Annotated in this window: 13 protein-coding genes and 1 other RNA gene; all 14 read left to right on the top strand. The window is 47.6% G+C overall.

From position 1 onward, the window contains the following. Positions 1-1,005 carry a hydrogenase expression/formation protein HypE gene (gene hypE, locus EWH91_RS03940; protein ID WP_129928721.1) on the top strand — a complete coding sequence of 335 codons (1,005 nt, stop codon included), beginning with the start codon at positions 1-3 and terminating at the stop codon, positions 1,003-1,005. Between the two features lie 21 nt (positions 1,006-1,026). Continuing rightward, the gene (locus EWH91_RS03935; protein WP_129928720.1) at positions 1,027-1,245 is read left to right on the top strand and encodes a twin-arginine translocase TatA/TatE family subunit; all 219 of its coding nucleotides are present in this window, start codon (positions 1,027-1,029) and stop codon (positions 1,243-1,245) included. Between the two features lie 17 nt (positions 1,246-1,262). Next, positions 1,263-2,039 carry a twin-arginine translocase subunit TatC gene (gene tatC, locus EWH91_RS03930; RefSeq protein WP_129928719.1) on the top strand — a complete coding sequence of 259 codons (777 nt, stop codon included), beginning with the start codon at positions 1,263-1,265 and terminating at the stop codon, positions 2,037-2,039. Between the two features lie 82 nt (positions 2,040-2,121). Beyond that, on the top strand, positions 2,122-2,352 hold the full coding sequence (gene secG, locus EWH91_RS03925) for a preprotein translocase subunit SecG (protein ID WP_129928718.1): 231 nt from the start codon (positions 2,122-2,124) through the stop codon (positions 2,350-2,352). 201 nt (positions 2,353-2,553) lie between these two features. Further along, positions 2,554-3,303, top strand: coding sequence for an alpha/beta hydrolase (locus tag EWH91_RS03920; protein WP_129928717.1), 750 nt, complete (start codon positions 2,554-2,556; stop codon positions 3,301-3,303). Positions 3,304-3,321: 18 nt separating this feature from the next. Continuing rightward, positions 3,322-5,652, top strand: a complete 2,331-nt coding sequence (rnr, locus tag EWH91_RS03915) for a ribonuclease R (RefSeq protein ID WP_129928716.1) — start codon at positions 3,322-3,324, stop codon at positions 5,650-5,652. A 179-nt stretch (positions 5,653-5,831) separates the two neighbouring features. Beyond that, the gene (locus EWH91_RS03910) at positions 5,832-6,677 is read left to right on the top strand and encodes a Cof-type HAD-IIB family hydrolase (protein ID WP_129928715.1); all 846 of its coding nucleotides are present in this window, start codon (positions 5,832-5,834) and stop codon (positions 6,675-6,677) included. Between the two features lie 25 nt (positions 6,678-6,702). Then, on the top strand, positions 6,703-6,882 hold the full coding sequence (locus EWH91_RS03905; RefSeq protein WP_129928714.1) for a hypothetical protein: 180 nt from the start codon (positions 6,703-6,705) through the stop codon (positions 6,880-6,882). Positions 6,883-6,962: 80 nt separating this feature from the next. Next, the gene (smpB, locus tag EWH91_RS03900; protein ID WP_129928713.1) at positions 6,963-7,430 is read left to right on the top strand and encodes an SsrA-binding protein SmpB; all 468 of its coding nucleotides are present in this window, start codon (positions 6,963-6,965) and stop codon (positions 7,428-7,430) included. Between the two features lie 84 nt (positions 7,431-7,514). Next, positions 7,515-7,872, top strand: a transfer-messenger RNA (tmRNA) gene (gene ssrA, locus EWH91_RS03895). Positions 7,873-8,262: 390 nt separating this feature from the next. Next, positions 8,263-10,134: a heavy metal translocating P-type ATPase gene (locus EWH91_RS03890; RefSeq protein WP_129928712.1), complete on the top strand. Its 1,872-nt coding sequence runs from the start codon at positions 8,263-8,265 to the stop codon at positions 10,132-10,134. Between the two features lie 98 nt (positions 10,135-10,232). After that, the gene (locus tag EWH91_RS03885; RefSeq protein ID WP_129928711.1) at positions 10,233-10,460 is read left to right on the top strand and encodes a heavy-metal-associated domain-containing protein; all 228 of its coding nucleotides are present in this window, start codon (positions 10,233-10,235) and stop codon (positions 10,458-10,460) included. A gap of 29 nt (positions 10,461-10,489) precedes the next feature. Further along, positions 10,490-11,032 (top strand): ferritin-like domain-containing protein, encoded by a 543-nt coding sequence (locus tag EWH91_RS03880; RefSeq protein WP_129928710.1) that lies wholly within the window; start codon positions 10,490-10,492, stop codon positions 11,030-11,032. 474 nt (positions 11,033-11,506) lie between these two features. Continuing rightward, entirely contained in the window at positions 11,507-12,115 is a 609-nt protein-coding gene (locus tag EWH91_RS03875) for a cob(I)yrinic acid a,c-diamide adenosyltransferase (RefSeq protein WP_129928709.1), read from the top strand. Positions 12,116-12,237 lie beyond the last annotated feature (122 nt).

The raw sequence follows: 12,237 nt of genomic DNA, 5'->3' as shown, positions 1-12,237 counted from the left end.
ATGGATCGTAAAGTTACTTTAGCTCACGGAGATGGCGGGGAACTGGCTCATAAACTGATCCAGCAGATTTTTGTCTCCGCCTTTGGTAATGAGACGGCTTCACATTTTGATTCTGCCTTTCTCTCAGTCGGGAGCGGGGAAATCGCCGTGACCACAGACAGCTTTGTTGTTCATCCCCTGTTCTTTCCCGGCGGGGATATCGGGAAACTCGCCGTATCAGGAACGGTTAATGACCTGAGTGTCGCGGGGGCGAGCCCCCTCTTTCTGACAGCCGGATTTATTATTGAGGAAGGCTTCCCGCTGTCTGATCTGCGTACCATCGTCCGTTCACTGGCGCGCGAAGCGGAACAGGCCGGTGTGCATGTCGTTGCGGGGGATACCAAGGTTGTTGAAAAAGGAGGAACTGACGGCCTCTATATTAATACAACGGGTATCGGTCTGAAGAGAAAAGAGACCGGGATCGCCCCTGAACGCATGGAGGCAGGTGATGCGGTGATTCTCAGCGGTACCGCGGGAGATCACGGCATCGCGATCCTTGCCGCCAGAGGCGAGCTGGGTCTGATCACCGATCTCAAAAGTGACTGCGCACCGCTCAACCAGATGATTGACCGCCTGTTTCAGGACGGTATTGATATCAAAATGATGCGGGATCCGACGCGCGGTGGTGTGGCCACCACACTCGTTGAGATTGCCGAAGACTTCGGTGCGCAGATTGAACTTACCGAATCCCGGATTCCGATCAGAAATGAAGTAAAAGGCGCGTGTGATATTCTCGGTTTTGATCCACTGTACCTGGCTAACGAAGGAAAAGTCCTCCTGATTGTTGCAGATAAGGACCGGGGTCGTGCACTCGAGGTCCTGCATGCCACTCCGGAAGGGTCACAGGCAACGCTCATCGGGAAAGTAACCGGCAGGGGTCATGGTCAATTAGTTCTTGAAACGCCGCTCGGGAGTAAACGGCGGTTGCATCGCTTGTCCGGCATGATGCTGCCGCGGATCTGCTAAATTAGAAAAGAGGTGCCTGCTATGTTTCAATCAATCGGTATTCCCGGTCTGATCCTGATTTTAGTGATTGCTCTTGTCATTTTCGGTCCGTCCAAGCTCCCTGAAATTGGGAAAGCATTCGGTAAAACGCTCAGGGAATTCAAGAAGGAAACCAACAATCTCGTTGATGATGAATCCCATGAATCCCCGCAGAAAGTTCGCAAGGAAAAGAACCATACAGATGACGGTAAAAATGCGTGAAGAATCCAGGTGCGGGTATGACGGGAAAAAATATGAGTCTGCTGAATCATCTAAATGAACTGCGCAGAAGGCTGATCGCCGTTTTCGTCGTCTTCATCCTCAGTGCTGCCGTCATGCTTTTTTTCACGAAACGGCTGTACCTGTGGCTGATTCGTGACCTGCATGTCGACGGCCAGCTGGCCGTGCTCAGTCCGGCAGATATTGTCACGGTGTATTTCATGATTGCCGGCGTTGCGGCAATTGCTGTGACCATCCCTTTTGCCGCCTGGCAGCTCTGGCTTTTCGTTGCGCCTGCACTGACCCGGAAAGAACGGCGGATTGCGCTCTCTTACATTCCGGCCCTTTTTCTGCTTTTCCTGGGTGGGATTGCATTTGGCTATTTCATTGTGTTCCCAAACATTTTTCACTTTCTGATGTCAATGAATGATGGCATGTTCCAGCTGGTCTTTACGGCTGAACGCTATTTTCGCTTCATGATGCAGGTCGTCCTGCCGTTTGGGCTGATTTTTGAACTTCCGGTGATCGTCGTTTTCCTGACGAATCTCGGGATTCTGAATCCGGTCCGAATGAGAAAAATGAGAAAAATCTCCTATTTTGTCCTGATTATTCTGGGGGTTGCTCTGTCCCCACCGGATTTTGTTTCGGATACGGTGATGTCTGTACCGCTTCTTCTCCTTTATGAAATATGTGTGACCCTGTCCGCGATCACCTGGCGCAGGAAGCTGAAAAGAAGAGCGCAATCAGAAGGGGAGCTTTCGGCAGCTGCGGAACAGACTCATGAACATAACCTCTGAAAAAGTTGCGATGCCCCGTCCCGTATGGTACATTAAATCTATTGAGAAGGGTACGTTTATTTGAAGATAGGAGCGTTATTTCATGCATACATTTTTAATGATCGTGATGCTTGTTTCCGCATTGATTATGGTTGTCCTGATTCTGATGCAGAGAAGTCGTGGCGACGGATTATCAGAGGCGATTACAGGCGGAGCAGAACAATTATTCAGTAAACAGAAAGCAAGAGGCATTGAAGTTGGCCTGAGCCGCCTGACCATCTTTTTTTCTGTTCTCTTTTTTCTCTGCGCGTTCCTGCTTGGTTACTATTTTTGAATTTCATGCTGAGTGACGAACCGGAAGGGTGGCTGAACAACAGCAGCTGTCGCTCCGGTTTTTTATACCTCTGTTCCGGGAATACCCGATCTCTTAGACCAAACAGTGAATATAGCGTATAATAAATGAATAGAAAAGGGAAGAACTGCCAGTTATCTGATTCAACAATTGATGACTGTTTAACGGGGGGATGACGGAAACATGAAGGTGAGGCCGCCAAAACCGTTTCTGTTTGAAGGCGGTGCCCGTGCCGTTTTACTTCTGCATGCATTTACAGGCAACTCGGCAGATGTCCGGCAGCTGGGCAGATATCTCAATAAACGGGGATACACCTGTTACGGGCCGCACTATTCAGGACATGCCGTACCTCCTGAGGAACTCGTTCGGACAACTGCTGCGGACTGGTGGCATGATGTGCAGGAAGCTTACCGGTACATGATGCGGCTCGGATATCAGGAACTTGCGGTATGCGGTTTGTCCCTGGGAGGGGTATTTTCTCTGAGATGTGGATACACTTTTCCAGTAAAGGGACTGATTCCGATGTGCGCTCCGATCCGGTCCGGTGCACAGGAACGGATTCATGCAGGTGTTCTTCGCTATGCTGAGAATTATATGGCCATGCAGGGGAAAAATAAGCAGGAAATTGCCGCGGATATGGCGGATATTCGGAAGAAAATTCCGGCCATGCTTACAGGACTCAGCCGGATGATTGACGAGACACGGCATCATCTGCCACAGATCCGGGTGCCCGTTTTTATTGTTCAGGCACGGCAGGATGAAATGATTAATACGGATGATGCACAGAAGATGTATGACGCACTGCAATCGGAAAGAAAAACATTGAAATGGTATGAACAGGCAACACACGTAATAACGCTGGGAGCAGAAAAAATGCAGTTAAACCAGGATGTCTATGCGTTTCTCGAAAGCCTGGACTGGTCTGTTTCCTGAGGACAGGGAGGTTTATTTATGGCAGAAGAACGCATTCAGAAAATCCTTGATTACATGAGGGATAAAACGTACCGTCCAATGACCCTTCAGGAGCTTGAAACAGCTTTTGGAGAGGATCAGGCGGATCAATTGCCGGAGTTTGTCAGGACACTGACTGAGATGGAAAAACAGGGGCTGGTCATCCGAACACGTTCGGAACGGTACGGGCTTCCTGAAAAAATGAATCTGATGAAAGGCCGCGTACAGGCCCATGCCAAAGGGTTTGCATTTATTATCCCTGAGGATGACAGAATGGATGACGTATTTGTCAGCCCGAACGATATGGGCGGCGCGATGAACGGAGATACTGTCATCGTTCGTGTATCATACAAGCAGTCAGATCGTGGTGACCGGGCAGAAGGGACAATCATCCGTGTTCTTGAGCGTGCCGTGAAGCAGGTTGTCGGAACGTTTAATGCCGGCAGACACTTCGGCTTTGTGATTCCGGATGATAACCGCATTACAAGTGATATATTCATCCCTGAACATGCGGAACATGGGGCGATGGAAGGGCACAAAGTGGTTGCCGAGATTACGAAATATCCTGAAGGCAGGAAAAATGCTGAAGGCATGATTACCCAGATCCTGGGACATAAAAATGATCCGGGCGTCGATATTCTCTCCATTATCTATAAGCACGGCCTTCCGCTTGAATATCCTCCCGAAGTGCTTGCCCAGGCAGAAGCGATACCGGATGAAATCACGGATCAGGATCGCAGGGGCCGCCGAGATCTGCGCAATAAAACGATTGTGACGATTGATGGTGAGGACTCCAAGGACCTTGACGATGCGGTCAATGTCATCAGACTGGATAATGGCAATTATCAGCTGGGTGTACATATCGCCGATGTCAGCTACTATGTAACGGAAGGATCACCAATGGATGCAGAAGCCTATGAACGCGGAACAAGTGTGTACCTTGTCGACCGGGTGATCCCGATGATTCCGCACCGGCTCTCGAACGGGATATGCAGTCTGAATCCTCATGTGGACAGACTGGCCATCAGTTGTGTCATGGAAATCACGCCAAAGGGCGAGGTTGTCGGACATGAGATTTTCCCGAGTGTAATTCGCTCCACAGAACGGATGACCTATACCAATGTCCGCAAGATCCTGAGAAGAGAAGACGATGCGGTCCTTGAACGTTATCATAATCTGATCCCGTTTTTTGACCTGATGGAAGAACTGGCTGAGATTCTCGAGAAACACCGCAAGGAACGTGGTGCTATTGACTTTGACTTTACAGAGGCAAAAATTATTGTTGATGAGCAGGGCAAACCGACTGATGTCGTGGTTCGTGAACGCACGGAAGCGGAGCGCCTGATTGAATCCTTTATGCTCGCTGCCAATGAGACAGTGGCGGAGCATTTTGAAAAGCTGCATCTTCCCTTTTTATATCGGGTACACGAAGAACCGAGCCCGGATAAGCTCGAGAAGTTTTTCGATTTCGTTGTAAACTTCGGTTATGTGGTCAAAGGCTCGAAAGATCATGTTCATCCTCGTACGCTTCAGTCCCTGCTGGAAAAAGTCAAGGGACAGCCTGAAGAAACGTTGATCAGTACGGTGATGCTGCGATCAATGGCAAAAGCAAAATATGATGATAAATGTCTCGGACATTTCGGCCTGTCGACGGAGTATTATACCCATTTTACTTCTCCAATCCGCCGCTATCCCGACCTCACCGTGCACAGACTGATTCGCAAATATCTGTTTGAAGGGCATACCGATGGAAAGACGCAGGCAGTCTGGAAAGAGCAGCTTCCGGACATCGCTCAGCGCACATCCGCCTGCGAACAGCGTGCAGTTGAGGCGGAACGCGATACCGATGATCTGAAAAAGGCTGAATTCATGCAGGATAAGGTCGGGCAGACCTTTGACGGCGTGGTCAGCGGGGTCACCAACTTCGGTCTTTTTGTTGAACTGCCGAATACGATTGAAGGTCTGGTTCATATCAGCTACCTGACGGATGATTACTACCGTTACAGTGAAGAAAATATGGCTTTGATCGGTGAACGGACAGGTCATCTGTATCGAATTGGCGACGAGATCCGGGTCCGCGTGCTTGATGTGAATCTTGACGAGAGTGCTGTGGACTTTGAAGTTGAGGGTATGAAACCGCAGAAACCACGTGTGCGTAAATCCCGCCCAACGATCATTCAGGGAAATCGCAATGGCAAAGATGACAAAGGGAAGAGACGCTTCGGAGGAAAACCGGGCGGCAAAGCTTCAGATCATCGCGGATCCGGACACAGAGGCGGGTACGACAGTAAAAATCGACCCTATGCAAAAAATAAAGGAAGAAGTAAATGACAGAACGAGACAAGAGAACTCCGGGCGGGGTTCTTTTTTCAATTTTTCGGGTTAATGTAAAAAAATACAGCCTGAGAATCTGATATAATGAGGACGCCGGTTCCCTGAACAGAAAAGGGGAGTCCGGCCGCCAGTCTGCTCCACACCACAATACACAGCAGGCAAATTGGGAGGCATTTATGATTAAACTTATTGCGATGGATATGGACGGAACTCTGCTCAACAGTCACAACGAGATCGGCTGGGAGAATCTGAAGGCCATGCGCTATGCCCGGTCAAAAGGTGTATCGCTAACCATTGCATCAGGAAGAGCACCCTTCGATGTGATGAATCTCCTGAAAGAAGCGGATATCGAAGCGCATGTCATTGGTGGTAACGGTTCCACGCTCCATACGCTCGACGGAAAATTGTTAGGTGCCGATTTTCTGGACACAAAAGAAGCGCTTGAGATTGTCGGCGATCTGACAGCGAAGAAGTATTTTGTCAGTGTCAGTACGGAACATGGTATTTACCATCCGGAAAACGGGGAGCTGTGGCTTCGTCAGGAACTTGAACGGCTTCATAAGCCTGATGAGCGTGGAGAAGGCTATCAGCGTTCCGCAAAGCAGACCTATCACAGAAATTACAGCAGCCCGAAAGATATTGAGGCGAGCGGAGAGGGGATCTATAAACTACTTGTTTTTTCATTTGATGATCAGAAACTGAGCAGGGCCCGGGAAAAATATGAAGCAAAACATAAATACGCCATCGTTTCAAGTGGCAGCGGGAACTTTGAAATCATGGCCCGTAACGTATCCAAAGGAAATGCCCTGTATCATCTGGCGTCCTATCTTGATATACCTCTGAGCGAGGTCATGGCGATTGGCGACAACTATAATGATCTGTCGATGTTTGCCGTCGCCGGTATCTCCGTTGCCATGGGGAATGCAGATCAGGAAATTAAGGATCGATGTAATCGCGTGACACTGACCTGTGCGGAAGATGGCGTGGCCCACGCTATCTATCATGAACTGGGAAAAAAGTAAGGGCACAGGGACAGGGAGGACACGTATGAAAAAGTTTATCAGCTATGCCGGCCTGTTTGCTGCCAGCCTGATCATACAATGGCTTTGGTTTACCTATATGATGCCGCGTCCGGATAAAAGCCTGATGGATATGCTCCTTGCTTCCATCGTTTTCATTGTCATCCTGATGCTTCTTGATCTGGCTCAGCACAGACGGATGAAATAAGCAGGAAGACAGTCCGGCTTGCCGGCTGCTGCCCGCGTAGCTTATAATGAAATGATGGATAAGTCAGGCAGGTGTTCACAGTGACAAAAAAGGAAAGCCGTGTACTCGCTCAGAATCGCCGGGCAAGACATGATTATTTTATTGAGCAGACGGTCGAAGCAGGGATCGTCCTGCAGGGAACGGAAATTAAATCCATTCGTCGGGGAAAGGTCAGTATTCAGGATGCCTTTGCCAGAGTTGAAGGCGAAGAAGCCTATCTTTACAATATGAATATCAGCATGTATGAACAGGGAAACAGATATAACCATGATCCGCTGAGAACACGTAAACTGCTGATGCATCGAAAAGAAATTGCCAGGTTTGGTGCAGAAGCGGATAAGACAGGTTATGCCCTGATCCCACTTAAAATTTATGTAAAGAACGGATTTGCCAAAGTACTGATTGGATTAGGACGAGGCAAAAAGATGTATGATAAACGTGAAACCATGAAGAAAAAAACGGCTGAGCGTGAAATGGCCAGAGCTTTCAGAGGCAGGCAGAAAATGTAATTTGATTTTTTGCAGTTTTACTGATATACTATGTCCTGTCATCAAAGTTATGGCTGATTTATTCGCACGCCCGTTTTACCAAACGGGGACGTTACGGATTCGACAGGGGCAGGTTGAGTTTAAGCGGCGAGCCGAGGGGGTCGGCCTCGTAAAAACGCCAAAGCCATAACTGGCAAAAAGAACGAAAACCTCGCTTTAGCTGCGTAAGTAGCTTTTGCGGTTCCTCCCTCCATCGCCCACGTGGTAGGGTCAGGGACTCACTCTAGTGGGATACGCCGGACGCCCGCATCCTGAGGGCCAGGGAAGAGATTAATCGGGATAGTTCCGCGAAAGCCTGTCGGTGGGCCGACGCGCGGGCGAATTGCTAATATACCGACTACGCTCGTAGAAACTTAAATGGCGATGTTTCTGGACGTGGGTTCGACTCCCACCGTCTCCATATTTACAATTATATGGAATCTGGAAAGAGCCCGAAAACGTTGATTTATCAACGCTTTCGGGCTCTTTCTTTTGGCCATTTCGATCGTTTAATGAAAACATCCCAGAACTTCCCAAATTCGTAAACCATTTTTGCCCCGTGTGTATATTTTTACAGTGCGGAAGCATAATAAGCCCCTCCTTTCAGAGAGTAGATTTTAAAAAATGACGGTTAGTTATCCTCTGTCTGATTCCACTCAGGACAGAGTCAGTTGCGTCAGTTGTAAAATTATTGGAATATTAAATATATTGCGAATATCGAATGGATGTTAAAAAGTTTCTTTTCTTGACTGCTGTCAATTTTATATCCTTCGTTTCCGCTTATCCTTGAATTATAAAAGGAGGGAGAGGCAATATGAAATTCCAGAAATGGTTACAGAAACATAATACACACATCACCTGGTTGACCGGTGCTTTGATTGTACTTGGCTTTTTAAGTAAAGGACTTTTCCATTGGGAAACAGGTTATAATGTGACATTTATCGCGGCTACAATTATCGGCTTCTTACCAGTTTTGATTCATGCCTGGCAGGCCCTGAAAGTGAAGGTCATCAGTATCGAATTGTTAGTCAGTATCGCTGTGATCGGTGCCCTTTTTATTGGTGAATATAACGAATCAGCGATCGTTGTCTTTCTGTTTCTGTTCGGGAGTTATCTGGAGCAGAAAACCTTGCAGAAAACGCGCAACTCAATTAAAACCCTGACCGAAATGGCCCCGACGAAAGCCTGGGTTTACCAAAAGAATGGTCAGGCGCAGGAAACGGATATTGATGAAGTGAATGAGGGTGATGAGCTCTTAGTGAAGACGGGAGCCCAGGTTCCGGTGGATGGGGTGATCACCTCAGGTCACGGCTATCTGAATGAAGCCAGTGTCACGGGCGAATCCAAGGTTGTTGATAAGCCGGTGGGCGCGACCGTTTTTGCCGGGACGATCTTAGACAACGGAACACTGCGAATGAAGGCAACCCGTGTGGGTGAGGATACCACATTCGGTAAGATCATTGAATTGGTTGAAGAAGCTCAGGATACAAAATCACATGCAGAAAAGTTTATTGATCATTTTTCCCGTTATTATACGCCGGCCGTTCTATTATTGGGACTGATTGTCTGGGCGTTCACGCAGGACATCCGGCTGGCCATCACAATCTTAGTCCTGGGCTGCCCGGGAGCCTTAGTGATTGGTGCTCCGGTGTCCAATGTCGCCGGTATCGGTAATGGCGCAAAAAGCGGCGTTCTGATCAAAGGCGGCGAGATCATGAATACGTTCAGTAAGGTGGATACGTTAGTCTTTGACAAAACGGGCACGCTGACGAAGGGGCAGACTGAGCTCGTTGAAATGCATGCCGTGCCTGGTCAGCAACATGGATTAGCCTATACAGCTGCTATTGAAAAGGAATCCGATCACCCACTTGGCAAGGCGATCCTGGCCTATGCCAAGGCGCATGACATGGATTACAGTCATCTGAAGGTGACTCAGACCCAGGTGGTCAAGGGTAAAGGAATCAGGGCGGTTGTAGAGAATCAGAACGTTCTGGTTGGTAATCGTAACCTGCTGACTGAAGCCGGGGTGCAACTGCACCCTGAGCAGGAACGAAAATTAGCTGAGATGGAAGAGAAAGGAATATCCACTGTTTTAGTTGCGATCGATCAAGAGCCCGCGCTTATGCTGGGTATTGCCGATACGCCAAGAGACGGCGTTAAATCCGCTTTAGCCGCTTTAAAAACAATGGGCATCAAAAAAATGGTGATGCTGACGGGTGACAATGCGCGGACCGCCCAGGCGATTGGCCAGCAACTGGGTATTGATGAAGTTCATGCAGAGTTATTGCCGGAAGATAAAGTGGGTTATGTAGAAAAGCTGAAGCAGGCGGGCCATCATGTCGCTTTCATCGGGGATGGCGTCAATGACAGCCCGTCCCTTGCCTCGGCACATATCGGCATTGCCATGGGCAGCGGGACCGATGTTGCAGTGGAAACCTCAGATATTGTTTTAATGAAATCCAGATTTTCTGAGCTTGTCCATGCTTATGGATTAACGAAGAAAACAGTAAGAAATATGAAAGAAAATATTGTGATTGCCATTGCTACCGTTGCGTTCTTATTAGTCGGTCTGATTCTTGGTTACATTTATATGGCGAGCGGCATGTTCGTCCATGAACTCAGCATTTTAGTAGTCATCATGAACGGGATGCGTTTGTTAAGATACCACACGAAGCAGGCTGCATAACACTTTGCTCTTTATTTCTAAAAGTTGATAACTGTCAATTTATTAATGAACGAGCCGCATTAAACTGAACATGTAAACAAAAGAAAGGGGAATTCAAGATGAAAAAAGTGATTTTACAATTAGAGGGACTGACTTGTCCGTCATGTCTGCAAAAAATTGAATCAGGCCTTGCACATCAGGAAGGCATTCTAAAGTCGAAAGTCCTGTTTAATTCCAGCAAGGTGAAGACAGAGATCGATCCAGATAAGATCTCAGCCAAAGAAGTGGCGCAGATCGTGTCGAAACTTGGCTATGAAGTCAAATCGGTCAAAGAAAAAGAAGCTTAAGGATTTACAAATTCAGAGGAGGAACGCGTATGTCAATCGATACATTATATGAAGCAGAAGTAGCCCAGACGGAGAAAGATCACCATATCCCGACTGCCGGAGCGATGACCGGCCATATTTTAGCCAATCTGAAGATTCATCAGGAGAAGCTGGCTCAGGCTGTTTATTATGCCAGAGGACCCGAAAGGCCCTTTTTAAAAAAGTCCTTCAGCCAGGCCATTCAAACTGAAAACAGGTTATTTGATGGACTTGCACAATTGTTGTTAGATGAAGACGAAGTGATTCCGACAACAACTGAGGAATTCAGCCGTTACAGCATGTTGGAGGAACATGGGAAATTCAAGTATCTCTCGGCTAAAGAATGGCTTTCATCTGCAGTCAAAGACTTTGATACGCAAAATCTGTTTATCACGCGTGCTATAAAATTAGCTGAGAAAGAGGATAAACCGGCCCTTCAGGCGTTTCTGGTGCAGCAATTAAGCTGGAATAATCGTCAGATCCGTGAATTACAGGCTTACCTGGGTCATGCGCCTCGAGAGGGCTTAGAAGAAGAAGAAGAGGATGACGACTAAGAAATGGAGGTCTGAAAATAAAGAAGCGCGGCCGTTTGATTCCGGTGCCCGTGTTCTATTTTAAGAAAATAAAAAAGAGAGCGCCTCTCTGGAAGAACTAAAAATTGTTTTGTCAGATCGTCCCATCAGCCTTTCCCTGATGGGATTTTTTTGTTACCTGCGACTTGTCAGAAGGCAATTTTTGCTTTATGCTTTTTAGGCATTTAAAAAAATACACGCTAATCGACGCGAACAGGCAGGATGATCCGGTCTGTCACGTAATTGTCATTTTTTAAGCAGCAAAACGGGTGAGGAGCCTGCGGCAGGAAGGTTAAGGATTTGTATGCTGCTGCCGGTTGTCTGGTAAAATTGAGATGTAAACATGATGTTGAAATTGATAATCGTTATCAATAGAATGAATAGAGAGCAGAATGTGAATTAGCTGAGGATACAATGAATGGCTCCTGAATCTTTAAAAAGAAAGAAGGAATTAATGTGATTCTTTATACGCGAACCGGTGACGAGGGGAAAACCGCGATTATCGGCGGTCGAGTAGATAAAGACGATCTGCACGTCGAAACCATTGGTACAATTGATGAAGCCAATTGTTTTGTGGGTCAGGCTGTCGCACAACTTGATCCCGGGCGTTTTCATGATTTACTTACCGATTTGAAGAAAATTCAAAATGAGCTGTTTGATTGCGGTGGCGATCTGGCATCGGTCACGAAACATCGTAAAAAACATGTGAATCAGGAAATGATTGATTATCTGGAGAAACGGATCGATCGGCTGATTGATGAAGCTCCGGATATTGAACAGTTCATTTTACCGGGAGGTTCAGTGCCAGCCGCCTCGCTGCACCTGGCGCGCGCGGTAACCAGACGGGCAGAGCGCTGTGCGGTTAAACTGGTGAAGGTGGATCAGAAACAATCCTTATTACCCTTACACTATTTGAACCGGCTTTCCGATTACTTTTTTGCTGCTGCCCGTGTTGTTAATTATCGGCTGAATAAACAAGAGGATTTGTATGGACGCAGTGCGCCGGTTTTTCGCGGGGGCAGAAGAAAGCAAAATCGAATGCCGGGAGAGCAGGAGGGCAGATGAGAAACCGTGGATTGGGCTTTGAACGGAAATTTGTGAACGAAACACACAGCCAGGGGAGAAAAGGAAACATCTGTCACATGGGTCAGGCCCGACCAGATCAAGGAAAAACAGGCTATTAAGGC

The organism is Sporolactobacillus sp. THM19-2 (assembly GCF_004153195.1).
GTDB lineage: Bacteria > Bacillota > Bacilli > Bacillales > Sporolactobacillaceae > Sporolactobacillus.
The sequence above is the reverse complement of the archived record's forward strand: the minus strand, read 5'-3'. Positions and strand labels throughout refer to the sequence as shown.